Below are 25,832 nucleotides of genomic sequence, written 5' to 3'. Positions count from 1 at the left end.
CTGGCGTTGACTTTTGGCACGCTGTTGAGTTCTCAAGGAACGGACGCTTCCTTTGTACTCACCCTCTCGGGCTTTCCTCCGGGCGCTTCCCTTCGGTGTTTCCAACACTATCAGGCTTTCCCGGTGCTTCTGACCACCGTCCTGCGGGCATGCAGAAGGCGATCCAGCGATAGGATCTGATGAGTTGGGTGCTGCCGGGGCGAGGACGCCTTGCTGCGCGTCACTCATCCTCAGGCAGGATCAACAACTGTACACGGAGCCGCAGAACGGGTGCAAATCCGTGACGAGTGTGGTCTAGACCTCTAATCGGAACACTCATGCGGAACCGGTACTTCCTATGACATACCCTGCTGCTCAGTGTGCCGTCCGGGACAGGCAGTGACGGCCCGTACAGATCTCCGCCCTGGGAGGCTTCCCATGACCACCGTCTCGTCCCCGCTCGCAGGACGCGCCATCGGCCTGGCCGCTGTGCCCGATCCCGTCTTCTCCGGGGCCATGGTCGGCCCGGGCACCGCCATCGACCCCGTGCGGGAGCCCTCCGAGGCGGTCGCTCCGGTCGACGGCGTCATCGTTTCCCTGCACCCCCACGCCTTCGTCGTCGTGGACGAGAGCGGACACGGCGTGCTCACCCACCTCGGCATCGACACCGTGCAGCTCAACGGCGAGGGCTTCGAGCTGCTCGTGAACAAGGGCGACACCGTCGTGCGCGGTCAGGGCGTGGTGCGCTGGGACCCGGCCGCGGTCGAGGCCGCGGGCAAGTCCCCGATCTGCCCGATCGTGGCCCTGGAGGCCACCGCCGAGGCCCTCACCGACCTCCGTGAGGACGGCGAAGTGAAGGCCGGCGAGAGTCTCTTCCTCTGGAAGTGACGTCGATGCCGTGGCACGACGGCATCGACTGTTGGTAGGACAACCACCGCGGCGGCGGGACCCGCCGCACTATCGGGACGGGTGAGATGGAGACAACGCTGCGAGGCGTCGGCGTGAGCCACGGGGTGGCGATCGGCGAGGTTCGGCACATGGGGACGGCGGTCCTGGAGCCGCCGGCGAAGCAGATTCCGGCCGAGGACGCGGAGCGCGAGCAGGGGCGTGCCCGCAAGGCCGTGGAAGCCGTGGCGGCCGATCTGATGGCGCGCGGCAATCTGGCCGGTGGCGAGGCCCAGGCCGTGCTCGAGGCGCAGGCCATGATGGCTCAGGATCCCGAGCTGCTGGCCGACGTCGAGCGTCGGATCACCGTCGGGAGCACGGCCGAGCGCGCCGTGTACGACGCCTTCGCCGCGTACCGCGCCCTGCTGGCCGGTGCCGGGGAGTACCTGGCCGGCCGGGTGGCGGACCTCGACGACGTGCGGAATCGTATCGTCGCCCGTCTGCTCGGGGTGCCGATGCCGGGAGTGCCGGACAGCGACGAGCCGTACGTCCTCATCGCGCGGGATCTCGCGCCCGCCGACACCGCGCTGCTCGACCCGACGCTCGTCCTCGGTTTCGTCACCGAGGAGGGTGGGCCGACCAGCCACAGCGCGATCCTTGCTCGGGCGCTCGGCGTTCCTGCCGTGGTGGCCCTGCCGGGCGCCGGGGAGCTTCCCGAGGGCACCGTCGTGGCCGTCGACGGCAGTACCGGTGAGATCTTCGTGAATCCCGGTGAGGAGAAGAAGGCGCGGCTGGCGGCCGCGGCCGCCGAGCGCAAGGCCGCGCTGGCCGCCGCGACCGGGCCCGGTGCGACCTCGGACGGTCACAAGGTGCCGCTGCTGGCGAACATCGGTGGTCCCGCCGACGTGCCCGCGGCGGTCGAGGCGGGCGCCGAGGGCGTCGGACTGTTCCGGACCGAGTTCCTGTTCCTCGACGACAGCGAGAACGCGCCGTCGGAGGAGAAGCAGGTCACCGCCTACCGCCAGGTCCTTGAGGCGTTCCCGGAGGGCCGGGTCGTGGTGCGGGTGCTGGACGCCGGCGCCGACAAGCCGCTGGACTTCCTCACCCCGGGCGACGAGCCGAACCCGGCGCTGGGCGTGCGGGGTCTGCGGACGCTGCTCGACCACCCGGACGTGCTGCGTACGCAGCTGACGGCGCTGGCGAAGGCGGCGGAGGGTCTGCCGGTCTACCTCGAGGTCATGGCGCCGATGGTGGCGGACCGTGCCGACGCCAAGGCGTTCGCGGACGCGTGCCGGGAGGCCGGGCTGCGGGCGAAGTTCGGCGCGATGGTGGAGATCCCGTCGGCCGCGCTGCGGGCCCGTTCGGTGCTGCAGGAGGTGGAGTTCCTGTCGCTGGGGACGAACGACCTCGCGCAGTACACCTTCGCCGCCGACCGACAGGTGGGTGCGGTGTCCCGGCTGCAGGACCCGTGGCAGCCGGCGCTGCTCGACCTGGTCGCGCTGTCGGCCGAGGCCGCGAAGGCGGAGGGCAAGAGCTGCGGTGTCTGCGGTGAGGCCGCTTCGGATCCGCTGCTGGCGTGTGTGCTGACCGGTCTCGGTGTCACCTCCCTGTCCATGGGTGCGGCGTCGCTGCCGTATGTGCGGGCGACGATGGCGAAGTTCACGCTGGCGCAGTGCGAGCGTGCCGCGGCCGCCGCTCGCGCGGCGGACAGTGCCGAGGAGGCGCGGAACGCCGCGCAGGCGGTGCTCTCCGGCGAGTAGCGCCGGGTGCGGCCTGCCGCTGGGGTTGTGGTGCGGGGCGTTCCACCTTCGGGTGGGGCGCCCCGCTCGCGTTTTCAGTGGTGGTGTCCCGGTGGCAGGCGGTCGTCTCCGAGGTCGGGCGGTGCGCAGTAGTCGACGTTGGATTCCGGGGAGATGAGGTCGCCGGACTCGATGTCGGTGCAGTAGGCGTCGAAGACCTCGGCGGCGGTGAGGGGTTCGAGGGCGTATCCCCGCAGGCGCCAGCCGTGGATGCGGTCGGGGCTGCCGGGGGCGCTGATCCGCATGACGAGTCCGCCGGGGCTGTGGGTCGCCAGGCCGAGGGCGAGGACGCTGGTGAACTCCAGGGCCTCGGCCTCGTCGAGGTGCGGGGTGCCGTCGGTCTCCGTGTCGACGAGGAGGGCGGAGACGAGGGTCTCCTCGGGATGGCCGGAGACGCTGCAGACCAGGTGCCGGTTGCCCGGTGGTGCCGTTTCGAGGACGCGGCGCAGGAGGCGCGTGGCGCGGGTGAAGGCGGCTCGGCCGAGGTCCTCGCCGCAGGTGGCGCAGTCGCCGAGGCGGGCGAGCAGGGCCGACGTGTACTCCCAGGTGGCTTGGCGGACGGCCTCGTCGATCAGGGCCGGGAGCAGGTCGGCGAGGGACTGGCCCTCGTAGGGCACGGTGGGGCCGTGGGTGGCGAGTTCGGCGGTGAAGCGGGCGCGGCTGGCGGGGGCGTCGGCGTCGAGGCCCGCGAGCGTGCAGAAGTCGGCGTACTCCTCCGGGTCGAAGAGCGCGACCGTGGTGTGGGTGCCCTGGGCGGCGCGTGCCCTGAGGAGGGCTTCGACCTGGTGGAGGTAGGCGGTGTGGTCGTGGAAGGTGAAGCTGCGGTAGCGCCGCATGGCGCGGAAGTCGTGTTCGTCGGTGAGCAGGCCGATGGTGCCCGCGATCTCGCGGCGCAGGACGCGTCGCATGGTGTGGTCGGTCTGGTCGGTGTGCGCCATTTCTTCCCCCTGTGCACGGCGATCAATGCTCACTCACAGTAATCGACGGCACTGACAACGGGGCCGGGCGGGCGCGGGGAGCCGGCCGCCGGGCGGGGCGGCCGACTCGTCGGTGAGCTGGTCAGGAGCGCTTGCGGGCGAGTTCCTCGTAGAAGTGGAGCAGGTCGAGGTTGTCGATGGAGCCGGGGTTGACGGCCTTGTCCAGGGGGGTGCCCTGAAGGAGGCGCTTGACCGGGACCTCGATGCGTTTGCCGGTGAGGGTGTGCGGGATGCCGGGCACCTCGATGACCTCGTCGGGGACGTGGCGCGGGGACAGGTTCGCGCGGATGGTCTGCTTGATGCGGTCCAGGAGGGCGTCGTCGAGGGCGGCCCCGGGGGCCAGGTGCACGAAGAGGGGCATCCAGTAGCCGCCGTCGGGCTGTTCGATGCCGATGACGAGGGATTCCCTGATCTCGGGGAGCCGCTCGACGGCCTCGTAGATGTCGGCCGAGCCCATGCGGACGCCCTGGCGATTCAGGGTGGAGTCGGAACGGCCGTGGATGACGACGGAGCCGCGGGAGGTGAGGGTGATCCAGTCGCCGTGGCGCCAGACGCCGGGGTAGGTGTCGAAGTAGCTGTCGTGGTAGCGGCTGCCGTCGGGGTCGTTCCAGAAGCGGATCGGCATCGAGGGCATGGGGTTGGTGACGACCAGTTCCCCGACCTCGTCGGTGAGGGGGTTGCCGCTGGGGTCCCAGGACTGCAGGTCGGTGCCGAGGCCGGGTGCCTGGAGTTCGCCGATGTGGACCGGGAGGGTGGGGACGGCGCCCGCGAAGCAGGAGCAGACGTCGGTGCCGCCGCTGACGGAGGCGATCCACAGGTCGGCGCCGCTCGCGGCGAACTCGTCGTGCAGCCAGCGGAAGCCGTCGGGCGGGAGCGGGGAGCCGGTGGTGGCGACGCACTGGATCGCGGAGAGGTCCAGGTCGCGGGCCGGGTGGACGTCGGCCTTGCGACAGGCCATGACGTAGGCGGCGGAGGTGCCGAAGAGGGTGGCGCCGGTGCGTTCCGCGATCCGCCACTGGGCGTCCGTGGCAGGGAAGCCGGGGCTGCCGTCGTAGAGGACGATCGTGGTGCCGGTGAGCAGGCCGGAGACGAGGAAGTTCCACATCATCCAGCCGGTCGAGGTGTACCAGAAGAACCGGTCTTCGGGCCCGAGGTCGCAGTGCAGGCCGAGCTGTTTGAGGTGTTCGACCAGGATGCCGCCCTGGGACTGGACGATGGCCTTGGGCAGGCCGGTGGTGCCGGAGGAGTAGAGCACCCACAGCGGGTGGTCGAAGGGCACCTGCTCGAACACGGGCTCCGTGTCGGCGGTGGTCAGCGTTTCCCAGTCCAGCGCGCCCTCGGGCGCCTCGGTGCCGAGGAGCGGGATGTGGATCACTGCGCGGAGGGTGGGCAGTTCCCGGCGGAGTTCGGCGACGGTGTCGCGGCGGTCGTGTTCCTTGCCGCCGTAGCGGTAGCCGTCGACGGTGAACAGGACGACGGGTTCGACCTGCTGGAAGCGGTCCAGGACGCTGCGGGCACCGAAGTCGGGTGCGCAGGAGGTCCAGACGCCGCCCACGGCGGCGGTGGCGAGGAGGGCGGCCACGGCCTGCGGGATGTTGGGGAGGTAGCCGCTGACGCGGTCGCCCGGGCGTACGCCGAGGGCGCGCAGTTCGGCGGCGAGGGAGCCGACCTGGCGGCGCAGCTCGGCCCAGGTGACGGGGGTCGGCTCGTGGGTCTCGTCGACGTGGAGGAGTGCCGGTTCGTCCGCGCGGGTGGCGGCGGCGCGCAGGGCGTGTTCGGCGTAGTTCAGCGTGGCGCCGGGGAACCACTGGGCGCCGGGCATGGTCCGGTCGCCGAGCACGCGCGCGTATGGGGTGGAGAAGCGGACGTCGAACCACTCCGTGACGGCCTTCCAGAAGGTGTCCAGCTCGTCGACGGACCAGCGGTGCAGGGCGGCGTACCCGCCGTCGGCGGGCGCTCCGTGGTGCTCGGACGCCCAGGTCTGGAACCTGGTGATGCGTGCCTGGGCGATGCGTCCTGCATCCGGCTGCCAGAGCGGCTGGGGGTTCTCGGTCGACATGGGGCGGCTCCCGGACTGTGCGCGTCGTGTGCGTCCTGCGCGCACGGGCTGGGGTGTGCGCGTGACGCGGCTGACAGGGACGATGCCATGTGATCGACTTCCGCACCAGGGCGCGCCCCACATAGTCGGCGACATGAAGATGTGGTCCGGTCACGGGTGAACGGCAGTTGAACGACGCCGCTGTGCGCGCTGGTCGATGGCAGGGTGAGCAGCATGGACGGTCGTGACCTGGTGCGTTCGATGAAGACGGTCGGTTCCGTGGGGGTGGCGCAGGGGTTGCGTACGGTACGGGCGGCGTGGCGCCGGCGGCGTGCCGATGCGGCCGCGCTGCCGTCGCGCGGTGCGGAGCGGGCGCGGGTGCCGGGCCCGATGCGGGAGGTGGAGCCGGGGCCCGGGGGTGGTGTGGTGCGGTTCGGGCGTTCGGAGTTGCGGATCCTCGTCGCGGTGAACGGAGCCGTGTTCTGGGGCTGGGACGGGGTGGGCCCGGAGCCGTCGTACGCGTTGGCGGGCCGTTGTCCGGAGCCGGATCCGCGGGCGGTGCTGGAGCCGGACAAGGACGGTGGCTGGCGGGTGGTGGCGGAGCGCGCCACGGTGGCCGTGTCCCGGCACGGCGCCGTCGAGGTGCGTACGCCCGGGGGTGTGGTCCTGCGGCGTGAGCTGCCGCCCCGCTGGTGGGAGCCGGTCGACGGCGGTCCCGCGCGTTGGACGCAGCGGTCGGAGGTGGCGGCCGACGCCCGGTTCTTCGGGCTCGGCGGGCGGTCCGCGGGGCCCCGGCTGCGCGACGGCACGTACCGGTTGTGGAACACCGGCCCCGGCCTGCCCTTCGCAGCCGCCGAGGAAGGGTCGTCGGTCACGATGCCCGTGCAGCTGGTGGTGGCGGACGCCGGGACGCACCTGGTCTTCCACGACAGCACGTGGGACGGCACGGTGGCGTTGCGGGAGGGTGAAGAGGGGGCCGGGTCGGGGCACGACCGACCGGGGCGGAGCGTGCTGCGGATGGACGGCGGTCCGCTGCGGTGCTGGGTCACCGTGGGTACGCCCGCGCGCGTGCTGTTGACCTGGGCGTCGCTGACCGGGGCGCCCGCGCTGCCGCCGGCGTGGGCGCTCGGGCATCAGCACGCGTGGTGGGGTCTTGGCGACGAGCAGGACCTGAGGCGGGTCGTGGCCGGCCATCAGGAGCGGGACCTGCCGCTGGACGCGGTGCACCTGGGCCTGGGGCACGCCGATGCCGAGCGGGTGTTCACGGTCGACGAGGAACGGTTCCCGAAGCTGCCCGTGCTCGCCGAGGAGCTGCGCAGGGAGGGCGTCCGGCTGGTGTCGGCCGTCGAGCCGGCGGTCGCGGTCGCGCCGGGCACGGCGGTGTACGACGGCGGGACGCGCGGGGACGTGTTCGTGCGGGACGCCACCGGGGCGGTCGTGCGGGGCGTGGGGCGGCCCGGGGAAGTGGTCTTCCCGGACTTCACGCACGCGGGTGCGCGGGAGTGGTGGGGCGGGCTCCACGAGGAGCGGCTCGGCCGGGGGTTCTCCGGGGTCTGGCACGATCTGGACGCGCCCACGTCGTTCGCCGCCTTCGGGGAGCCGACGTTGCCCCGGTCGGCCCGGCACGCGTTGGAGGGCCGGGGCGGCGACCACCGGGAGGCGCACAACGTCTACGCGCTGTGCATGGCACGGGCCGGGTACGAGGGGTCGCGGGCGCTGACGCCCGACGAGCGGCCGTTCGTCCTCTCCCGTTCCGGATGGGCCGGCCTGCAGCGCTACGGCGGCGCCTGGTCCGGGGGCGTGGCCACGGGCTGGCCGGGGTTGCGGGCGTCGCTGGCACAGGTGCTGGGGCTCGGGCTGTGCGGGGTGCCGTTCGCGGGGCCGGACGTGGGCGGGGCCGAGGGGAGTCCGTCGCCGGAGCTCTATCTGAGGTGGTTGCAGCTGGCCGCCTATCTGCCGCTGTTCCGTACCTCGTCCGGAACGCGCTCGGGGCGGCGGGAGCCGTGGGAGTTCGGGGCCGAGGTGCTGGAGCACGCGCGCGTGGCGCTCGTCGAGCGGCGGAGGCTGCTGCCGTACTTTGTGACGCTGGCGCACCTGGCCCGGCGTACGGGTGCTCCCTATGTGCGTCCCCTGTGGTGGCAGGCACCGGAGGACCGGGCGCTGCGGGACTGCGAGGACGCGTTTCTGCTGGGCGACTGTCTGCTGGTGGCGCCGGTGCTCGGTGCCGGGGCGGACCGGCGTGCGGTGCGGTTGCCGCGGGGGCGCTGGTACGACGTGGCGACGGAGCGGGCGTACGAGGGGCCGGCACAGGTGCTGGTCGACACTTCCGCGGCACGGATCCCGGTGTTCGCGCGCGCGGGAGCGGTGGTTCCGGTGCGCGGGGAGGACGGCGCGCCGGAACTGGAGGTGTGGGCGCCCGCGCGGGGGCGGACCGGCGGAGGGCTGGTCGTGCCGGACGCGGGCGACGGCTGGGTGGAACCGGAGATCGAACGGTACGTGTCCCGCTGGGAGGGGCGGCGGGTGGTCGTGGAGCGGGAGGGCGAGGACGGTCTGAGCGAGCCGTCCTGCCCCGTCCGCGTCCGAGGGCTCGGCGAGCGCGCGGCTCAGATGTAGCGGCCCTCGAAGAAGGCGCGTACGGCCCTGGTGTGGAGCGGGAAGGCCAGGTCCTCCGACCCGCGCAGCAGGTGCCAACCCTCGGTCTCGTCCGTGGCGGCGGAGGGCGGCAGACCCTCGGCCGGCCGCTCGGGCAGCAGCCCGAAGAGCAGCAGGTGGCCGTCGGGCGAGCTCATGGCGTCGGCGAGCCGTACGTCGCGGCTCGCCGCGTCGATGCCCGTCTCCTCCTTGAGTTCGCGCACGACGGCCTGCCGCCAGTCCTCGCGGTCGTCGACGTAGCCGCCGGGCAGGGCGACGCCGCCGAGGGCGGGGGCCACGGTGCGGGTGATGACGACCAGGGCGGTGCCCTGCGTGTCGTACACGGGCTGGAGGGCCACCGCGACCGGCAGCGGGTTGCGGTAGGCCACGGTGCCGCACGCGGCGCAGGTGCGGGGCCAGCCGGAGACGCCCTCTCCGTAGGGCGATCCGCAGCTCGAACAGTGGGAGTCGGGCGCGGAGTTGGGAACGGAGGTTTCAGTTTCGGACACGCGGCGGACTGTATCCGATCACGGAAGGGACGGCTCCGGCAGGCCGGTCAGTGGCGGCCGGCGAGCGACCTGGCGGAGACCGGGAAGTCGAAGTAGGTGTCCGGGTAGGACTCGGGCTTGTAGGTGAAGTGCCACCACTCCTCGGGGAGGTTCACCAGGCCGGCGTCCTCCAGGGTGTCCTTGAGCAGCAGCCGGTTGGCGCGCTGCACGCCCTGGATGCGGGGGTCGAGGGTGTGCGAGCGGGTGTCGAAGCAGTCGTAGCCGGTGCCCATGTCGACGGAGTTGTCGGGGAAGCGTTCGTCCTGCGGCGCGAAGCAGGGCACCAGGGGCTGCCCCGGGTGGTAGGGGCGGGTGGGCCTCGCCGGGAGCCGGACGAGGGTGAGGTCCACGGTGGAGCCGCGGCTGTGGCCGGACTTCTCGGCGATGTAGCCGTCGGCGAACAGGCGGGTCTTGTCGACGTCCGGGTAGAACTCGGCCTTCATGTCCTGGTCGTCGAGGTCCTCGGCCCAGCGCACGAAGTGGTCGACGGCGCGCTGGGGCCGGTAGCAGTCGTACACCTTGAGGGAGTAGCCCTGGCGGAGCAGCCGGGTCTGGGCGCGGTGGAGGGCTTCGGCCGCGGGGCGGGTGAGGATGCACAGGGGCTGTCGGTAGCCGTCGACGCGCTCGCCGACGAAGTTGTGCGCGGTGACATAGCGCATCTCCTCGATGATCGTCGGGTCGACGGCGCGCAGGGCGACGAAGTCCTCCGGCGCCCTCGGTTCGGGCCGTGCCTGCGCGGTGGCGGGGGCTGCCGCGGCGGGGAGGGCGGTGACGGCGAGCAGGGCGGCGAAGGCGGTGGCCAGACCGCGGAGCGCGGCGGAAAGTCGTGTCATGTCCCCTGCATCTATCAGGGCGGGGCTCCGCGGGGGAAGGGGGCGGGGCCGCGACTCGCCGGACACACGCTGCGTGAGCGCGCCGGAATCCTGCGTGAACGTCGCGTGAACTGGCCCCGGGCCGGAGGCCCTCGCGTCATCCTGCTCCCGTGCGCTCCTGGACGGACACTCTCCGCTTCGCCTTCCAGCCGGTGGTCAACCTGACGACCGGCGGGGTCGCGGCGCTGGAGATACTGGCCCGGCCGGAGAGCGGAGACGTGCTCGCCGAGGCGCGGCGCGACGCCGAACTCGACGGTCTGCTCGCGGTGTCGGCGCTGCGCGCGGCGGTGCGCCGGGAGACGCTGCTGCCGCTGCACGTCAACGTGTTCGCGGGCACGCTCGCCGATCTCGGTGGTCTGCGCCCCCTGTACGACGCGGTGCGCGAGGCGGGCCGGCTCCCGTGGGAGGTGACGCTGGACGTGTGCCCGCCCTACACGCACGTGCCGTGGCGGGCCCTGCTCGACGCGGTGACGGTGTTGCGGGGCCAGGGGTTCCGGATCTCGGCGGACGGGGTCGGCGACGGCGACGCGCCGTTGCGGCTGCTGACCGATCTGGCGCCGGAGCTGGTGAAGCTCGACGCGTCGCTGCTGGCGCGGCCGGCGGCCGTGCGGGCGATGCGGGTGCTGTGCGAGGAGTCGGGGGCGCTGCTGGCGGTCGAGGGCGTGGAGACGGAGGCGCAGTGCGCCGTCGCGCGGGCGGCGGGGGCGCAGTTGGCGCAGGGTGAGCTGTTCGCGCCGCCCGCGCGGCTGCCCAGGGTGGACGTATACGTTCCGCCCGGCTCCCCCGGCCTCGTGCCGACGCCGCGGTCGGGGCCGCCGGTACGGCAGTTCGTCCGGCCGGCCGCGCTGTTGCCGGCGACGGCCTCGGCGGGACGGGTGCGGGCGCTGCTGACCGGGTCGCCGGACGTGTCCGGGGTACTGCTCGTGGACCGGGACGGGGTTCCGGTGCGCTCGGTGCACCGCTCCCGCTTCCTGCTGTCGATGTCGGGGCGCTACGGGCACGCCCTGTACGCCGACCGGCCGGCCGCCAAGCTCGGCGACCCGCCGCGGACGGTGGGCGTCGACGCGACGGCCTGGGAGGTGCTGGACGTGGTCGCCGTGGGCGGTCCGAACCGTACGTCGGACGACGTGGCCGTCGTGGATGCCCGCGGGCGGTGCGTGGGCGTCGTACGGCTCGCGGACCTGGTGCGGGCGTTGGCGGAGAGCCGGGTGGAGGAGGCGGCCGGGCTCAATCCGCTGACGCGGCTGCCCGGTTCGGACGCGATCACGGCCGAGGTGGACCGGCGCATCGCGGCCGGGCGGGCGTTCGCGCTGAGCTGGCTCGACGTGGACCGCTTCAAGCAGGTCAACGACGGGGCCGGGTTCGCCGCGGGCGACGAGCTGATCCGGGCGGTCGGGCGGGCGCTGCTGCGGACGGCGGCCGGGGAGACCCGGGTGGGGCACATCGGCGGGGACGACTTCCTGGTGCTCACCGATCCGGAGGGGCTGGATCCGCTGGCCGCCTCGGTGCTGGACGTACCGTGGTCGGCGGGTGGTCGGGCGGTGACACTGTCCCTGGCGACGGTGCTGTGCGCGCCGTGGAGCGTGCCGGACCATCGGGGGGCGGCGGCCCGGCTAGCGCCGTTGAAGAAGGCGGCGAAGGCGTTGCGCGGGGCGAGTTGGGTGCTGGGCCGGGCGGACGCACCGGGCCACGAGGTCCGGCGCGGCACGGACCGGACGACGGCGCCGGCGGGCTGAGCGGCCGGCCGGCCACCGCGACCGCCGTACACCGGCCGGTCCCGCCAAGGGACTGCGAACCCGGGATCGCCCGGGACGGAACCGGGCCGCCGGGGAACCCGTGCGGTCGGCCACCTTGACGCTCTCCGGGCTCCGGTCGACACTTCCCGTGTCGGTCGACATCGCCGTACATCTCGGCGCATTTGGGCGCCGTGGCGCACGGGACCCCTGTGTTTCGGGGCCCCTCCCCCACGGGCGGTTCGACTGCTACGCCAGGCACGCTCGTCACTCACGCCCCCTCGGCGGACGCCGCCACGGGAACGCACCCCGCACCTGAGGACCGGGGCCGACCGTCCCGGGCCAGGGCCTAGGAGCCGCCATGAGCAACGGAGACATCTTCGTCGGCGAAGTCATCGGTACCGCGATCCTCATCCTCTTCGGCGCCGGGGTCTGCGCCGCCGTGACCCTCAGGTACAGCAAGGCGCGGGCGTCGGGGTGGGTGGTGATCTCGTTCGGCTGGGGTTTCGGCGTGCTGGCCGGCGCGTACACGGCGGCCCCGCTGTCCGGCGGGCACCTCAACCCCGCCGTCACGCTCGGGATCGCCGTCGACACCGGCGAGTGGGACAAGGTCTGGGTCTACGTGCTGGGGCAGTTCGTCGGGGCGATGCTCGGCGCCGTGCTCTGCTACCTCACGTACTTCGCCCAGTTCCAGGCCAACGTCCGCGGCACCGGCACGACCGAGGGCACCGCGGACGAACCGGTTCCGACGCTCGGCGTCTTCTCGACCGTCCCCGAGATCCGGAACCCGGTCGCCAACCTGGTGACGGAGATCATCGCGACCGCCGCGCTCGTGCTGCCGATCCTGGCGTTCGGACTCACCGAGGGCCTCGGCGAGTCCGGGACGCTGGTGCTGATCGTCTCCCTGCTCGTCGTCGGCATCGGACTCTCCCTGGGCGGGCCGACCGGCTACGCCATCAACCCGACGCGTGACCTCGGCCCGCGCATCGTGCACACCTTCCTGCCGATCCCGAACAAGGGCACGTCCGACTGGGGTTACGCCTGGATCCCGGTGGCCGGCCCGCTGATCGGCGGAGCGCTCGCCGGACTCGTCTACAACGCGGCCTTCTGAGCCGCCCAGCGGCCGCCCGGCGCCGGCCCGGGGCTCGCCCGGCAGCCGGCCGGCACTCGCCCAGCAGTCCTCCGCACCCGGCCCGAGGGGCAAGCATGACGGACCACTCCACCAAGTACGTCGCCGCGATCGACCAGGGCACCACCTCCAGCCGCTGCATCGTCTTCGACCAGGACGGCGCGATCGTCGCCGTCGACCAGCGCGAACACCGCCAGATCTTCCCCAGGCCCGGCTGGGTGGAGCACGACGCCACCGAGATCTGGTCCAAGGTGCAGGCGGTGGTCGCCGGAGCACTCGCCAGGGCCGGGCTGGGCGCCGACCGGCTCAGCGCGCTGGGCATCACCAACCAGCGGGAGACGACGGTCCTGTGGGACCGCACGACCGGCAAGCCGGTGCACAACGCGATCGTCTGGCAGGACACCCGTACGTCCGCGCTGTGCCGGCAACTGGGCGGCACGGACGGCCAGGACCGGTTCCGCGAGTCGACCGGGCTGCCGCTGGCCAGCTACTTCTCCGGGCCGAAGGTGGCCTGGCTGCTCGACAACGTGCCCGGTCTCCGGGCCCGTGCCGAGCGCGGTGAGATCGCCTTCGGGACGATGGACTCCTGGCTCGTCTGGAACCTCACCGGCGGCACCGACGGCGGACGGCACGTCACCGACGTGACCAACGCCGGGCGCACCATGCTGATGGACCTGAGGACCCTCCAGTGGGACCCGTCCGTCCTGTCCGCCATGAACATCCCCGAGGCCGTGCTCCCCGAGATCAGGTCCTCCGCCGAGGTGTACGGCACCGCGGTCGGCCGGCTCGCCGGTGTGCCCGTGGCCTCCGCCCTGGGGGACCAGCAGGCGGCGGTGTTCGGGCAGGCCTGCTTCGACGTGGGCGCGGCCAAGAACACGTACGGCACGGGCAGCTTCCTGCTCCTCAACACCGGCGACCGGCCGGTCCCGTCGAAGAGCGGACTGCTGACGACGATGGGCTACAAGATCGGCGACGAGGCGCCCGTGTACTGCCTGGAGGGGTCGATCGCCGTCACCGGGGCGCTGGTGCAGTGGTTCCGCGACCAGCTCGGCATCATCCGCGACGCCGACGAGATCGAGCCGCTGGCCGCGAGCGTGGCGGACAACGGGGGCGCGTACATCGTGCCGGCCTTCTCCGGACTGTTCGCGCCGTACTGGCGTTCCGACGCCCGCGGAGTCGTCACGGGCCTGACCCGCTACGTCACCAAGGCCCACCTCGCGCGCGCGGTGCTGGAGGCGACGAGCTGGCAGACCCGCGAGGTCGTGGACGCCATGTACCAGGACTCGGGGGTGCGGATCACGACCCTGAAGGTCGACGGGGGCATGACCAAGAACGGTCTGCTGATGCAGCACCAGGCGGACGTGCTGGGCGTGCCGGTGATCCGCCCCCGGGTCTCCGAGACCACCTGCCTGGGTGCCGCCTACGCGGCCGGCCTGGCCACCGGCGTGTGGAGCGGCCTCGACGAACTCAGGGCGCACTGGCAGCGGGACGCCGAGTGGGCGCCCGTCATGCAGGCGTCGGTGCGCGACCGGGAGTACCGCAACTGGCGCAGGGCGGTGGAGAAGAGCTTCGGCTGGACGGAGGACGAGGACACGGCCTAGCTGTACTGACCCGCCGGGCCGTTCACGTCGTGACGGGCCGGCGGCGGTCCGCCGCCTGGGCCATCGCGTGCTGGACGACGCCGATGAGGACCTCCTTGACGGACTCCCGGTCCCGGGCGTCGCACATCACCAGGGGCACGCCCGCGTCGAGGTCGAGGGCCTGGCGGACCATCTCGACCGGGTAGCGCGCCGATCCCTCGAAGCAGTTGACGCCGACCACGAACGGGATGGAGCGCCGCTCGAAGTAGTCGACGGCGGCGAAGCAGTCCTCCAGGCGCCGGGTGTCGGCCAGGACGACGGCGCCCAGCGCGCCCTCGGACAGTTCGTCCCACATGAACCAGAACCGCTCCTGGCCGGGCGTGCCGAAGAGGTACAGCACCAGGTCCTCGCGCAGGGTGATCCGTCCGAAGTCCATGGCGACCGTGGTGGTGTGCTTGCCCTCCACGCCGCTGATGTCGTCGACGGGCCGCCCGGCCTCGGTGAGCAGTTCCTCGGTGCGCAGCGGCCTGATCTCGCTGACCGCGCCGACGAGGGTGGTCTTGCCCACCCCGAACCCGCCGGCCACCAGGATCTTGAGCGTGACGGGCTCGACCGGCGGCTTGCCGCGCTGGGAACGCCCGAAGATCATCGGTCTCTTCTCCTTAACGTGCCGCCGCCCGACGTGCCCGGGGGCCGGCTCACAGTGCCCTCAACCCGTTGATCACGTCGCGCAGGATGTTCTCGTCCGGCAGTTCGGCCGGGGGCACGGGCCGGTTGACGTGCACGAGTTCGATGTCCACGAGGTCGCCGACCAGGACCCGCACGACCCCGACGGGGAGGTCGAGTTCGGCGGCGAGTTCGGCGACCGACTGCGGGGTGTCGCGGCACAGGCCGACGATGTCCACGTGCTCCGGGGAGAGCGTGACGTCCGCCTCGGGATCGTCCGCGTGGGGTTCCGTGACGACCACCGCGATCAGGTCGAGGCGGTGCTGGGCCGCGCTGGTGGTGCGGCCACGCGTCATGGCGTACGGACGGACGACGGGGCCGGCCTCGTCGTCGAACCAGTGGTTTGTTCCCTGACCGTCAGCACTCATGTCATCCCACTTACCCGCCCGAGGGCAGATCGGTGCGCGGCGCGGTGCCCAGGTGCACGCCGACCCGCTTGACGAGCAGGGTCATCTCGTAGGCGACCTGTCCGACGTCCGAGTCGGCGTCGGACAGGACGGCCAGGCAACTTCCGTCACCGGCGGCCGTGACGAACAGGAAGGCTTCGTCGAGTTCGACGACCGTCTGCCGGACGCTGCCCGCCTCGAAGTGCCGGCCCACGCCCTTGGCGAGGCTGTGGAACCCGGACGCCACGGCGGCGAGGTGCTCGCTGTCCTCCCTGGTCAGGTCCTTGGACACACCCGTCGCCAGGCCGTCGCCGGACAGGACGACGGCTTTGCGGATGCTCGCGACACGGTCCACCAGGTCGTCGAGGAGCCAGTTCAGCTCGCCGGACTTGGTCGCGGTGTGGCCGGTCGTCTTCGGTGCGGTCATCGACCGTCCCCCTTTGTCGTTCCTCGTGGTGCTGATGGTGCCGTGCCGCCGGGTGGGTCGTCACCCGCGGCGTTCTCCTTGCGGCCGCGCTGCCAGCCGCGCTGGAGCGAGGCCATACGGCTGCGTACCTCGTCGGCGTCGCGGTCGGCGGGGTCGGAGCGGTCCTCGGGGGCCGGCTCGGGGCTCTGCCTGAGCTGGGGGGCCAGGCTGGCCTGCCGCACGCGTCGGGGCAGCGCCCCGGCCTCGGCGTCGGCGCACGGGGCGTCCTCGTCGGCGGGCGGCACGCCGTCGCCGCGGTCGGCCGTGGGGCCCGCGGTGCGGTCGGCGGTGGCCTCGCCGCGGCGACGGGACGGCAGCGCGGGGAGTTCGCCGGCGGTGTCCCCGGCGGTCCGTTCCGGGACGGGGCGCCCGTGCGAGCTGACCAGCTTGGGGGTGCGGCGGCGGGGCAGCGCGACCGGTGCGTTCTCCTCGGTTCCGTCCTCGGCCGGCCGCTCGCCACCGGGCCGGGGTTCGGGGCGCCGCGGTCCGGTACGGCGGGCGGCCTCGTCGTCGTCGGCCGCGGCCAGGGAACGGCGGGGGCGGAACAGGCCGCCGCGCTCCCCGTCCTGGTCGTCGAGTACGCCCGGGAGGTCGTCGAGGGCGTCCAGGTCGACGGGCGCCTCCAGCTCGACCGGGCCGTCCAGCAGCGCGGCCGGCCGCTCCGGGAGTCGTGCGGGCACGTGGGAGAGGGCGGAACGGCGGCTGTCCTCCCGCTCCTTGTCCTTGACGTGCTGGGGGCGGTCGAGGCGGAAGCCGACCCCGTTGGTGTCCGGGGCGTCGTCGGTGAGCAGCGCGTCGGGGACGAAGACGACCGCGGTGGTGCCGCCGTACGGGGACGGCTGCAGCGACACCCGGACGTTCTGCCGCTGGGCGAGCCGGCTGACCACGAACAGGCCGAGCCGGTCGGTGTCGGACAGCTCGAACTCGGGTGTCTCGGCCAGCCGGAGGTTGGCGTCGAGCAGGGCGTCGGCGGCCATGCCGAGGCCGCGGTCGTGGATCTCCAGGGTGAAGCCGTTGGCGACGCGCTCGCCCAGCACCTGCACGGCGGTGTGCGGGGGCGAGAACACCGTGGCGTTCTCCAGGAGTTCCGCCACCAGGTGGGTGAGGTCGGCGACCGCGGGTCCGGTGACGGCGACGCGGGGCAGCCTGCGGACCTCGATGCGCTCGTAGTCCTCGACCTCGGCGACGGCGGCCCGCACCACGTCCATGAGCTGGACGGGCTTGCGCCACTGCCGGGAGGGTGCGGCGCCGGAGAGGATGACCAGGCCCTCGGCGTGCCGGCGCATGCGGGTGGTCAGGTGGTCGAGGCGGAACAGGTCGGCGAGTTCCTCGGTGTCCTCGGTCCTGCGTTCCATGGTGTCGAGCAGGGTGAGCTGCTTGTGCAGCAGCACCTGGCTGCGGCGCGCGAGGTTGACGAAGACCTCGGAGACGCCCGCGCGCAGCTCGGCCTGTTTGACGGCGGCTTCCACGGCGGCGCGCTGGAGGGTGTTGAGGGCCTGGCCGACCTCGCCCATCTCGTTCCGGTCGTACTCGAGGCGCGGCACCTCGGTCTCGACGTCCACCTCTTCGCCCGCCGACAGGCGGCGCATCACGCTGGGCAGGCGGACGCCGGAGGCTTCGTGGGCCTCCAGGCGCAGCTGCTTGAGGTCGCGGATGAGGGAACGGCCGACCCGGACCGACAGGAAGAGGGAGTACAGCAGGGCGATCAGGCCGAGCGCTCCGGCGACGACGGCCTTGGCGATGGTACTGGTGGCGACCGGGTCGACGCGGTCCTGGTAGCGGTCGGCGGCGTTGTCGTCGAGTTCGCCGAGTTCCTTGAGGACGTTCCCGGCGGCGGTGTCCCAGCTCTGGGCGGTGACTCCGCTCGGCGTGCCGGTGTCGGAGGAGACCGCGGCCTGCTCGGCGACCCGGAGGGGGGCGGAGGCGGCGTTCTGCCAGAAGCGCTGGTAGCGGCCGCGCTCGGTGGCGGGCAGCAGCGGCAGGTTGATGGCGTACATGACGGTGCGCTGCGCGACGAGGTCGGAGACGTCCCGGATCTCGGTGCGGGTGAGCCGCCCGGTGACCAGGGCGGAGCCGAGGAGAGCGTCCTCGCGGGAGAGCAGCTCGCGGGCGCGGGAGACGTTGACCAGCGCGCGGTACTGCTTGTCGAGGCCCACGTCGTCGACGACGTTGAGGTTGGCGAGCAGGTCGTGGCAGGGGTCGACCAGGCGGTTGTAGAGACCGAGGGCCTGGGCCCGGTCGACGGTGCCGTCCTCGACGCTGCGGCGCAGGGAGCCCAGCCCGTCGAAGGCGTCCAGTACGGCGGTGAGCCGCTCCTCCCCGGCCTGGCCGAGGTCGTCCCGCACGTCGGCGTCGGCCGCGTTGCGGCGGATCTCCGCGACGGCCTCGTCGGTGGCGGTGCGGCTGCGCTGCAGGGCTGCGAGTCCGTCGGAGGCGCGGGGGTCGGCGAGGTGGACGAGGGTCTGGCGTCGTTCCTGCTGGAGGACCCGGACGGTGTCCTCGACCGGGTAGCCGATCTCCTCGACGACGTTGGAGACGCTGAACAGACGGGCCGCCTCACGGCCCGTCAGTACCGTGGCGAAGGCCCAGATCGCGGTCAGGGACACCAGCGGCACGAGGAGCAGCGCCACGATCTTCCGGCGGATCGACTTCCCGCGAAAGCGCATGGCCTCCCCCAGCTCGACCCCCACCGGCGGGGGTACACATGTGCGTCAACAAACGGCGCGAGCCTACTACTGACGCACAGGTAACTCGAAGACCCGTCCGGAGGCCGAACTTCCGCACCCGGGGACGGCGATGGTCAGTTGTCCGGTCATTGCGGGAGATTGCCTCCCGGGATCGGCCGACGGACGCGGGGCCGCCGGGGCGGTGTGACGGGCGGATTGGCCGAAATTATTCGACTGCGCGGGATTTCCGGGAATCTTGGGGACCCGTCGTTCGTCCTTCACTACGGGAAATGGAGGCGGAATCGGCCACAGGAGCCGCATCCCGCCCCCGGGCGGCGTAAAGCAGCGCAAGCCGGGCAGCCAGAGGGGAGCCGTGTCTTGGGACACGGACGAGCTGTCTGCTGGCGGTGGGGAGTGACATGTTGATGGGCACGGTGGAGCGGCGCGGGGCGCCCGCGGACGACGGGGCGACCGGGGCGACCGGGGCGACCGGGGCGACCGGGGCGACCGGGGCGACCGTACCGGTGGCTCGGAAGGCCCCGGATCGCGACGGTCCGGCGGCCGGACCGGACAGCCGGGCGGACGAGCGACCTTCGGCGTACCGGCCGTTGTGGACGGAGGAGCCCGCGCGGCGCCGCCGGTTGCCCGATCCGGTGCGAACGGCGGCCGTGCGGGCGGTGCTGGTCGTCGCCGTGACGCTGATACTGGCGATGGTGGCCTTCCTGAGCACGCTGGCGGAGTCCTGGCTGGCGTTCCCGATGGTGCTCGCCAGTGTGGCGGGCACGGTGGTGGCCACCTGGGGCGTGCTGGACGTGTGGGTGACACGACAGGTGTGGAACCAGCGGCACGGTGTCGTGTCGGTACCGAGCAGCACCGCGCGGGCCATGCGCCGCGAGCGTCGCCGGGCCAGGCGGCTGGCCCGGGCCGCCGAGCGGGGCCAGGGGCGGATAGGTCGGCGGGGCGGCGCGGGCCAGCTGTCGCATCCCTGAGCGGCCGGGCGGCGTCCCGCGCACGGCGGGAGCCGTGGACTACGCCGGTATTCGGTCGGTCCCGTGGGCGAGTTCGCGCCGGGCCCTCGTGAAGGAGCGAGGGCGGTCCACGGCGAGTACCGCGGTGGTCCGGCCGTCGCGTTCGTAGCGGGCCAGGAGGCCGTCCTCGCCCGGGGCCCCGTCGGTCACCCCGCCCTCGACTACACGGACGGTGTCGCCCGCTCGGCGCCGCCCGGCGAAGCGGAGTCGGGTGCCGTACTGGTCGGACCAGAAGTACGGCACCGACCTCGCGCTCTCCACCGTGCGTCCGGCGAGCAGGTTGGCCACGGCGGCGCGGGGCTGCCGGGTGGCGGAGGTCCAGTGCTCCTCGCGGGTGCCGCCGACGCGTGCCACGTCTCCGACGGCGACCACCTGCGGCAGGGAGGTCACACAGCCGTCGTCGCACAGGACGCCGTCCTTCAGGACCAGTGCCGAGCCCGCCAGCCAGGCGGTGTTGGGCGCGGCCCCGATGCCGACGACCACCACATCGGTGGGGAGCGTGCGCCCGTCGGTGAGTGCCACCGCGGTGACGGCAGCGCGGCCGTGCAGTGCGGCCACGGAGGCGCCGGTGACCAGCCGGACGCCACCGCGTCGGTGCAGGGCGGCACACACCGCGGCCATCTCGGGCCCGAGTTGGGGCACGAGCGGGAGCGCGGCGGCCTCGACGACGGTGACCTCGTGCCCGAGGGCGGCGAACGAGGAGGCGGTCTCGGCGCCGATGAAGCCGCCGCCGACGACGACCACCCGGCGTGGGCCGCGGGTGAGTTCGGCCCGCAGGGCGCGGGCGTCGTCCAGGGTGCGCAGGGTGTGGACGCCGGACGGGCCGCCTCCGGGCGAGTGGCTCCCGGTCAGGCGCCGGGCCGACGCGCCGGTGGCGACGACGACGCCGTCGGTGGAGACGGTGCGTCCGCCGTCGAGCACTACGGTCCGCCCTCGCGCGTCCAGTCCGCGGGCGCGGACGCCGAGCAGCCACTCGGCGTCCAGGCCGGCGATCTCCTCGGCGTCCGTGAGCGCCAGCCGGTCTTCGTCGGCCCGGCCGGTGAGGTACTCCTTGGACAGGGGCGGCCGGTCGTATGGCCGGTACGGTTCGTCGCCGACGATCACCAGCCGGCCGTCGAACCCCTGGGCCCGCAGTTCCCGGGCGGCGTACAGGCCGGAGAGCGAGGCGCCGACGACGGTCACGGTCCTCATGCGGCGCTTCCCTCCTCGGCGGCGAGGTGGACGTGGACGACGCCGTCGTCCACGGTGACCCGGTGGGTGCGCACGGGCCTGCGGGCCGGGAGACAGGTCGGCCGGCCGGTGCGCAGGTCGAACGAGGCGGCGTGCAAGGGGCATTCCACCAGGCAGCCCTCCAGCCAGCCCTCGGACAGCGAGGCGTCCTGGTGGGTGCAGGTGTCGTCGAGGGCGTAGAGCTCGCCGTCGTCGGTGTGGAAGACGGCGATCGGCGGCTGCGTCGCGACGCGGACGGACTCGCCCTTGGGGAGGTCTTCGAGGCGGCAGACGGGAATCATGGGGCTCCCCTCTCGGTCCGGAACGCGTGTCCTGCCGGGCCGCGAGGGCGCGTACCCTTCCGGGATCCGGACGCTTCGGTAACATGATGTTTCTCATGGCGCATTGGAGAGCGCTATGCGCAACAGAATCCGGGGCGGGGGCCCATGGCGTCAAGGGCTTCCCGCAGATGCGGTCCCACGGGGCCGTCAGGTGGTGGGAGTTGAGCCATGACCCGCGCACAGAGGCAGCCCGACCGTGGTGAGGCCCAGGTGACGAACAAGCAGGGCGGCGGCAGGGGCGCGGCCAGCGCCGTGCAGTCGGTGGACCGCGCCGTGAGCGTGCTGGAGATCCTCGCCCGGCTCGGCGAGGCGGGTGTCACCGAGATCGCCGACGAGCTGGAGGTGCACAAGTCCACGGCCTTCCGGCTGCTCGGGGTGCTGGAGAACCGCGGCCTGGTGGCCCAGGAGAAGGAACGCGGCAAGTACTACCTGGGCGCCGGCGTGCTGCGCCTGGCCGGAGCGGCGGCGGTACGCCTGGACATCTCGCAGGAGGGTGTGCCCGTCTGCCGGGAACTCGCCGACGAACTGGGCGAGACGGCGAACATCGCGGTCCTGGACGACGACGCGGCGGTCAACGTCATGCAGGCCCGCGGCACCGCCTCCGTGACCGCGCAGAACTGGCTCGGCCGCCGGACCCCGCTGCACGCCACCGCCAGCGGCAAGGTGCTGCTCGCCCATCTGCCGCCGACGCTGCGCGAGGGCCTGCTGGCCCGCCCGCTGCACCGGTTCACCGAGCACACCGTCACCGGCGCGGCGGTGCTGCGCGGCGAACTCGAGACCGTCACCGGGCAGGGTTACGCGATCACCCAGCAGGAGTTGGAGATCGGGCTGGCTGCCGTCGCCGCCCCCGTCCGGTCCCACGACGGCAAGGTGATCGCGTCGATCAGCGTCTCGGGCCCGGTCTACCGGCTGACCCCGCAGCGGCTGCCCGACCTGGCCGAGCGCACCGCCGCGGCGGGGGTCGAGCTGTCCCGCCGGATGGGCTACGGCGGCTGACCGGGCGCCCGGGACGGCACGAACAGGAGAGACCGGAGGGCGAACGGAAGGCGATCACGGCGCGGGGGGCGGCGGACTTCGAACAGGTCCCGCCGCCCCCGCGCCGTCTTGTGTTCTGAACAGGGCCCGCCGCCCCGCGCCGTTCCGTGTGCCGTGCGCCGACCCCGGCGGCAGCGGATTTCGGCCGTCCCGTGCCTTTTGCCAAGGGTTAACCCGCACCTCTTGACGGCCACTTGATGGCATTCCCACTATGTTCCCCATCGCGCAACCCATCGTGCAATGCGCAACAGCAGAGGAGCTTGTCGTGCCACACGAGGTCCGTGCCGTAGTCGCTGTGAAGAGGGGCGCACCCGTCGAGGTGCGGACGATCGTCGTCCCCGACCCGGGGCCCGGCGAGGTGCTGGTCGCGGTGCAGGCATGCGGGGTCTGCCACACGGACCTGCACTACCGGGAGGGCGCGATCACGGACGACTTCCCGTTCCTGCTGGGCCATGAGGCGGCCGGCACGGTCGAGGCGGTCGGTGAGGGCGTCGGCGGACTGGCGCCGGGGGACTACGTGGTCCTGGCGTGGCGGGCTCCGTGCGGGGGCTGCCGGTCCTGTCGGCGCGGCCGCCCCTGGTACTGCTTCGCGTCCCGCAACGCCGCCCGGCCGATGACCCTGCCGGACGGCACCCGGCTGACCGCGGCCCTCGGCATCGGGGCCTTCGCCGAGAAGACCCTGGTCGCGGCCGGGCAGGCGGTGAAGGTCGACCCGGCCGCCCGTCCGGAGGCCGCCGGTCTCGTCGGCTGCGGGGTGATGGCCGGGTACGGCGCCGCCGTCAACACGGGTGGGGTGGGCCGGGGCGACTCGGTCGCCGTGATCGGCTGCGGCGGCGTCGGGGACGCGGCGATCGCGGGCGCCGCCCTGAACGGCGCCGTGAAGATCATCGCGGTCGACGTGGACGGCCGGAAACTGGACCGGGCGGAACGGTTCGGCGCCACGCACACCGTCGACTCCCGCGGCACCGACCCGGTCGAAGCCGTCCGCGCGCTGACCGACGGCCACGGCGTGGACCTCGCGATCGACGCCGTGGGGCTCCCCGAGACCTTCCGTCAGGCGTTCTACATGCGCGACCACGCGGGCGTACTGGTCCAGGCCGGGGTGCCCACGCCGGACACCACCGTCGAACTGCCGCTCCTCGACGTGTTCTCGCGCGGCGGCGCTATCAAGTCGTCCTGGTACGGGGACTGCCTGCCCAGCCGCGACTTCCCCTTTCTGATCGACCAGTACCTGCACGGGCTGCTGGACCTCGGCGCCTTCGTCTCGGAGACGACGACGCTGGACGGCGTGGAGGAGGCGTTCGCCAAGATGCACCGCGGCGAGGCACTGCGCTCGGTGGTGGTCCTGTGAGCCCCCGGGACCCCGGTCGTCCGCCCCGCGTGGTCGTCGTCGGTGCCGGCATCGTCGGCTGCTCGCTCGCCGACGAACTGACCGCCCGCGGGTGGACGGACGTCACCGTCCTCGACCAGGGCCCGTTGCCCGCACCCGGCGGCTCCACCTCGCACGCGCCCGGCCTGGTCTTCCGGACCAGCCCGTCCCGCACCCTGACGGCCTTCGCCCAGTACACCGTCGAGAAGTTCACCTCCCTCGCCCAGGACGGGGTGCCGTGCTTCCAGCAGGTCGGCGGCCTGGAGCTGGCGACCACCCCGGAGCGCCTCGCCGACCTGCACCGCAGGGCCGGATTCGCCGCCGCCTGGGGTGTGCGCGGCGAGATCGTCGACGCCGCCCGTTGCGCGGAACTCTGGCCACTGCTGGACGCGTCGGTGGTCCTCGGCGGCTTCCACACCCCGGAGGACGGCCTGGCGCGGGCCCTGCACGCCTCCCGCGCCCAGCTGGACCGCGCCGTCGCGCGGGGCGCCCGCGCCCTGGACCGGCACACGGTCACCGGCATCGAGCGGGTGGACGGCAGGGTCACGGGAGTCGTCACCGACCGCGGCACCTTCCCCGCCGACCACGTCGTCTCCGCGGCGGGCTTCTGGGGACCGGTCGTCGGCCGCATGGCCGGGGTCGACGTACCACTGCAACCGCTCGCCCACCAGTACGCGCGGACCGGGCCGCTGCCCCAGCTGGGCGGTGCCACCGCCGACGCTTCGAAGCCGATCCTCCGCTTCCAGGACCGTGACCTGTACTTCCGTGAACACGGCGACCGGCTCGGCATCGGCTCCTACGCCCACCGTCCGCTGCCGGTGGACCCGTTCGCCGTCCCCGGCTACGACGAGGCCCGCGCCCGGGACATGGACATGCCCTCGTCGTACCCCTTCACCCCCGAGGACTGGGCGCCCAGCTGGGAGGACTGCCGCCGTCTGATGCCCGCCCTGCGCACGGCCCGGATCGAGTCGGGCTTCAACGGCCTCTTCTCCTTCACCCCGGACGGCATGCCGATCCTCGGCGAGTCCCGCGCGCTGCGCGGCTTCTGGCTGGCGGAGGCGGTCTGGGTGACCCACTCGGCCGGGGTCGCCAAGGCCGTCGCCGAGTGGATGGTGGACGGCCGTCCGTCGATCGACGTGCACGAGTGCGACCTCACGCGGTTCGAGGAGGCGCAGCGCTCACCGGCGTACGTCCGTGACCGCGGCGCGCAGCAGTTCGTGGAGGTGTACGACGTCGTCCACCCGCTCCAGCCGGTGGAGCGGCCCCGTCCGCTCCGGGTCAGCCCCTTCCACGCACGTCAGCAGCGGCTCGGCGCGTACTTCCTGGAGAGCGGCGGCTGGGAACGGCCGCACTGGTACGAGGCGAACGCCCCGCTCGCCGCGGACCTCGGCCTGCCCGACCGCGACGCCTGGTCGGCCCGCCACTGGTCCCCGATCGCGGCCGCGGAGGCACGCGCCACCCGCGAGCGGGTCGCCCTGTACGACATGACCCCGCTGCGTCGTCTGGAGGTCACCGGTCCCGCGGCCCTGGACTTCCTCGACCGCATGACCAGCAACAACCTCCGCAAGAAGCCCGGGGCGGTCACCTACACCCTCCTCCTCGACGAGACCGGCGGCATCCGCTCCGACCTGACCGTCGCGCGCCTGGCCTCCGACCGGTTCCAGGTCGGCGCCAACTCCCCCGCCGACCTCGACCATCTGCTCCGCCACGCGCCCGACGGTGTCCGGATCAGGGACGTCACCTCCGGCACCTGCTGCGTCGGCGTCTGGGGACCGCTGGCCCGTGACCTCGTCCAGCCGCTGACGCCGGACGACTTCTCGCACGAGGCGTTCGGCTACTTCAGGGCGAGGCAGACCTGGGTCGGCCATGTGCCGGTCACCGCGCTGCGCCTGAGCTACGTCGGTGAGCTTGGCTGGGAGCTGTACACCACGGCCGACCTCGGGCTCAGGCTCTGGGACACCCTGTGGGAGGCCGGGCAGCGGCTCGGCGTGATCGCGGCCGGGCGGTCCGCCTTCAACTCGCTGCGGCTGGAGAAGGGGTACCGGGCCTGGGGCACGGACATGACCGACGAGGACAATCCCTACGAGGCGGGCGTCGGTTTCGCCGTCCGCATGGACAAGGCGGACTTCGTCGGCAGGGCTGCGCTGGAGCGCGCGGGAGAACCGGAGCGGCGGCTCAGGCCCCTCCTCCTCGACGACCCCGCCGCCGTGGTGCTCGGCAAGGAGCCGGTGTACGTGGACGGCACTCCGGCCGGGTACGTGACCAGCGCCGCGTACGGCTGCACACTCGGCCGCTGCGTCGCGTACGCGTGGCTCCCGGCCGCGGTGGCCACCGGCACCGGCGTGGACGTCGAGTACTTCGGCGAGAAGGTGTCCGCCACGGTCGCCGAGGAGCCGCTGTTCGACCCGAAGATGACCCGCATCCGCCGTTGACCG

20 protein-coding genes are annotated in these 25,832 nt (G+C 73.1%); 10 read left to right on the top strand and 10 right to left on the bottom strand.

Going from position 1 to position 25,832, the window contains the following annotated elements; all coding sequences use genetic code 11:
- The first annotated feature begins 417 nt into the window (after window positions 1-417).
- Together IE258_RS25260 and ptsP are read left to right on the top strand one after the other, a co-directional pair.
- Window positions 418-867 carry a PTS sugar transporter subunit IIA gene (locus IE258_RS25260; RefSeq protein WP_189746990.1) on the top strand — a complete coding sequence of 150 codons (450 nt, stop codon included), beginning with the start codon at window positions 418-420 and terminating at the stop codon, window positions 865-867.
- Between the two features lie 86 nt (window positions 868-953).
- Complete coding sequence (gene ptsP / locus IE258_RS25255; protein ID WP_189746988.1) at window positions 954-2,624, top strand: phosphoenolpyruvate--protein phosphotransferase; 1,671 nt, start codon at window positions 954-956, stop codon at window positions 2,622-2,624.
- A gap of 74 nt (window positions 2,625-2,698) precedes the next feature.
- Here ptsP and IE258_RS25250 read toward each other — a convergent pair whose 3' ends face one another.
- Window positions 2,699-3,601, bottom strand: coding sequence for a DUF8829 domain-containing protein (locus tag IE258_RS25250; protein WP_189746986.1), 903 nt, complete (start codon window positions 3,599-3,601; stop codon window positions 2,699-2,701).
- Window positions 3,602-3,722: 121 nt separating this feature from the next.
- Window positions 3,723-5,699, bottom strand: a complete 1,977-nt coding sequence (locus IE258_RS25245; RefSeq protein ID WP_189746984.1) for an acetoacetate--CoA ligase — start codon at window positions 5,697-5,699, stop codon at window positions 3,723-3,725.
- 213 nt (window positions 5,700-5,912) lie between these two features.
- Here IE258_RS25245 and IE258_RS25240 point away from each other — a divergent pair, with 213 nt between their 5' ends.
- Window positions 5,913-8,291, top strand: a complete 2,379-nt coding sequence (locus IE258_RS25240; RefSeq protein ID WP_189746982.1) for a glycoside hydrolase family 31 protein — start codon at window positions 5,913-5,915, stop codon at window positions 8,289-8,291.
- On the opposite strand, the gene IE258_RS25235 is transcribed toward IE258_RS25240, so the two are convergent.
- Both IE258_RS25235 and IE258_RS25230 read right to left on the bottom strand, forming a co-directional pair.
- The gene (locus IE258_RS25235) at window positions 8,282-8,818 is read right to left on the bottom strand and encodes an NUDIX domain-containing protein (RefSeq protein WP_189746979.1); all 537 of its coding nucleotides are present in this window, start codon (window positions 8,816-8,818) and stop codon (window positions 8,282-8,284) included. The two genes, IE258_RS25240 and IE258_RS25235, sit on opposite strands and share 10 nt — an antisense overlap.
- 47 nt (window positions 8,819-8,865) lie before the next feature.
- Window positions 8,866-9,690, bottom strand: a complete 825-nt coding sequence (locus IE258_RS25230; RefSeq protein WP_189746977.1) for a M15 family metallopeptidase — start codon at window positions 9,688-9,690, stop codon at window positions 8,866-8,868.
- Window positions 9,691-9,839: 149 nt separating this feature from the next.
- On the opposite strand from IE258_RS25230, the gene IE258_RS25225 reads away from it, so the two are divergent.
- From IE258_RS25225 to glpK, 3 genes are all read left to right on the top strand, one after another.
- Window positions 9,840-11,465, top strand: coding sequence for a GGDEF domain-containing protein (locus tag IE258_RS25225; RefSeq protein ID WP_189746975.1), 1,626 nt, complete (start codon window positions 9,840-9,842; stop codon window positions 11,463-11,465).
- Between the two features lie 358 nt (window positions 11,466-11,823).
- Window positions 11,824-12,573, top strand: a complete 750-nt coding sequence (locus tag IE258_RS25220) for an MIP/aquaporin family protein (protein ID WP_189746973.1) — start codon at window positions 11,824-11,826, stop codon at window positions 12,571-12,573.
- 95 nt (window positions 12,574-12,668) lie between these two features.
- On the top strand, window positions 12,669-14,192 hold the full coding sequence (gene glpK / locus IE258_RS25215; RefSeq protein ID WP_189746971.1) for a glycerol kinase GlpK: 1,524 nt from the start codon (window positions 12,669-12,671) through the stop codon (window positions 14,190-14,192).
- A gap of 22 nt (window positions 14,193-14,214) precedes the next feature.
- On the opposite strand, the gene IE258_RS25210 is transcribed toward glpK, so the two are convergent.
- From IE258_RS25210 to IE258_RS25195, 4 genes are read right to left on the bottom strand one after another with little or no spacing between them, the layout of a single operon-like run.
- Window positions 14,215-14,820, bottom strand: a complete 606-nt coding sequence (locus tag IE258_RS25210; RefSeq protein WP_189746969.1) for a GTP-binding protein — start codon at window positions 14,818-14,820, stop codon at window positions 14,215-14,217.
- Between the two features lie 49 nt (window positions 14,821-14,869).
- On the bottom strand, window positions 14,870-15,265 hold the full coding sequence (locus IE258_RS25205; protein WP_087810459.1) for a DUF742 domain-containing protein: 396 nt from the start codon (window positions 15,263-15,265) through the stop codon (window positions 14,870-14,872).
- Between the two features lie 10 nt (window positions 15,266-15,275).
- Window positions 15,276-15,710, bottom strand: coding sequence for a roadblock/LC7 domain-containing protein (locus IE258_RS25200; RefSeq protein ID WP_087810458.1), 435 nt, complete (start codon window positions 15,708-15,710; stop codon window positions 15,276-15,278).
- Window positions 15,707-18,415 (bottom strand): sensor histidine kinase, encoded by a 2,709-nt coding sequence (locus IE258_RS25195; RefSeq protein ID WP_189746967.1) that lies wholly within the window; start codon window positions 18,413-18,415, stop codon window positions 15,707-15,709. Before IE258_RS25195 ends, IE258_RS25200 begins: the two co-directional genes overlap by 4 nt.
- Before the next feature lie 419 nt (window positions 18,416-18,834).
- Here IE258_RS25195 and IE258_RS25190 point away from each other — a divergent pair, with 419 nt between their 5' ends.
- A complete protein-coding gene (locus IE258_RS25190) occupies window positions 18,835-19,404 on the top strand; it encodes a hypothetical protein (protein ID WP_189746965.1) in 570 nt (189 codons plus the stop codon).
- Between the two features lie 39 nt (window positions 19,405-19,443).
- Here the strand turns inward: IE258_RS25190 and IE258_RS25185 are convergent, their stop codons facing one another.
- Together IE258_RS25185 and IE258_RS25180 are read right to left on the bottom strand one after the other, a co-directional pair.
- Window positions 19,444-20,634 (bottom strand): NAD(P)/FAD-dependent oxidoreductase, encoded by a 1,191-nt coding sequence (locus tag IE258_RS25185; protein ID WP_189746963.1) that lies wholly within the window; start codon window positions 20,632-20,634, stop codon window positions 19,444-19,446.
- On the bottom strand, window positions 20,631-20,954 hold the full coding sequence (locus IE258_RS25180) for a bifunctional 3-phenylpropionate/cinnamic acid dioxygenase ferredoxin subunit (protein WP_189746961.1): 324 nt from the start codon (window positions 20,952-20,954) through the stop codon (window positions 20,631-20,633). The genes IE258_RS25185 and IE258_RS25180 overlap by 4 nt, the downstream gene beginning before the upstream one ends.
- Before the next feature lie 207 nt (window positions 20,955-21,161).
- Between IE258_RS25180 and IE258_RS25175 the strand changes: the two genes are divergently transcribed.
- The 3 genes from IE258_RS25175 (at window position 21,162) to IE258_RS25165 (ending at window position 25,829) form a co-directional block, all read left to right on the top strand.
- Window positions 21,162-21,989, top strand: coding sequence for an IclR family transcriptional regulator (locus IE258_RS25175; protein WP_229892386.1), 828 nt, complete (start codon window positions 21,162-21,164; stop codon window positions 21,987-21,989).
- A gap of 304 nt (window positions 21,990-22,293) precedes the next feature.
- The gene (locus IE258_RS25170; RefSeq protein WP_189746959.1) at window positions 22,294-23,379 is read left to right on the top strand and encodes an S-(hydroxymethyl)mycothiol dehydrogenase; all 1,086 of its coding nucleotides are present in this window, start codon (window positions 22,294-22,296) and stop codon (window positions 23,377-23,379) included.
- Window positions 23,376-25,829 carry a GcvT family protein gene (locus tag IE258_RS25165; protein ID WP_189746957.1) on the top strand — a complete coding sequence of 818 codons (2,454 nt, stop codon included), beginning with the start codon at window positions 23,376-23,378 and terminating at the stop codon, window positions 25,827-25,829. The genes IE258_RS25170 and IE258_RS25165 overlap by 4 nt, the downstream gene beginning before the upstream one ends.
- Window positions 25,830-25,832 lie beyond the last annotated feature (3 nt).

It is taken from the genome of Streptomyces tendae (genome assembly GCF_014650435.1).
Lineage (GTDB): Bacteria > Actinomycetota > Actinomycetes > Streptomycetales > Streptomycetaceae > Streptomyces > Streptomyces tendae.
Note: the sequence above shows the minus strand (reverse complement) of the source record. Positions and strands in the feature narration are given on the sequence as shown.

What these genes read in the sequence shown, in the direction of transcription:
- IE258_RS25220 (WP_189746973.1), top strand. Translation starts at nt 11,824, where the DNA reads ATGAGCAACGGAGACATCTTCGTCGGCGAAGTCATCGGTACCGCGATC.
- IE258_RS25180 (WP_189746961.1), bottom strand. Translation starts at nt 20,954, where the DNA reads ATGATTCCCGTCTGCCGCCTCGAAGACCTCCCCAAGGGCGAGTCCGTC.
- IE258_RS25185 (WP_189746963.1), bottom strand. Translation starts at nt 20,634, where the DNA reads ATGAGGACCGTGACCGTCGTCGGCGCCTCGCTCTCCGGCCTGTACGCC.
- IE258_RS25205 (WP_087810459.1), bottom strand. Translation starts at nt 15,265, where the DNA reads ATGAGTGCTGACGGTCAGGGAACAAACCACTGGTTCGACGACGAGGCC.
- IE258_RS25175 (WP_229892386.1), top strand. Translation starts at nt 21,162, where the DNA reads ATGACCCGCGCACAGAGGCAGCCCGACCGTGGTGAGGCCCAGGTGACG.
- IE258_RS25230 (WP_189746977.1), bottom strand. Translation starts at nt 9,690, where the DNA reads ATGACACGACTTTCCGCCGCGCTCCGCGGTCTGGCCACCGCCTTCGCC.
- IE258_RS25250 (WP_189746986.1), bottom strand. Translation starts at nt 3,601, where the DNA reads ATGGCGCACACCGACCAGACCGACCACACCATGCGACGCGTCCTGCGC.
- IE258_RS25210 (WP_189746969.1), bottom strand. Translation starts at nt 14,820, where the DNA reads ATGATCTTCGGGCGTTCCCAGCGCGGCAAGCCGCCGGTCGAGCCCGTC.
- IE258_RS25200 (WP_087810458.1), bottom strand. Translation starts at nt 15,710, where the DNA reads ATGACCGCACCGAAGACGACCGGCCACACCGCGACCAAGTCCGGCGAG.
- IE258_RS25195 (WP_189746967.1), bottom strand. Translation starts at nt 18,415, where the DNA reads ATGCGCTTTCGCGGGAAGTCGATCCGCCGGAAGATCGTGGCGCTGCTC.
- IE258_RS25245 (WP_189746984.1), bottom strand. Translation starts at nt 5,699, where the DNA reads ATGTCGACCGAGAACCCCCAGCCGCTCTGGCAGCCGGATGCAGGACGC.
- ptsP (WP_189746988.1), top strand. Translation starts at nt 954, where the DNA reads ATGGAGACAACGCTGCGAGGCGTCGGCGTGAGCCACGGGGTGGCGATC.
- IE258_RS25260 (WP_189746990.1), top strand. Translation starts at nt 418, where the DNA reads ATGACCACCGTCTCGTCCCCGCTCGCAGGACGCGCCATCGGCCTGGCC.
- IE258_RS25240 (WP_189746982.1), top strand. Translation starts at nt 5,913, where the DNA reads ATGGACGGTCGTGACCTGGTGCGTTCGATGAAGACGGTCGGTTCCGTG.
- IE258_RS25190 (WP_189746965.1), top strand. Translation starts at nt 18,835, where the DNA reads ATGTTGATGGGCACGGTGGAGCGGCGCGGGGCGCCCGCGGACGACGGG.
- glpK (WP_189746971.1), top strand. Translation starts at nt 12,669, where the DNA reads ATGACGGACCACTCCACCAAGTACGTCGCCGCGATCGACCAGGGCACC.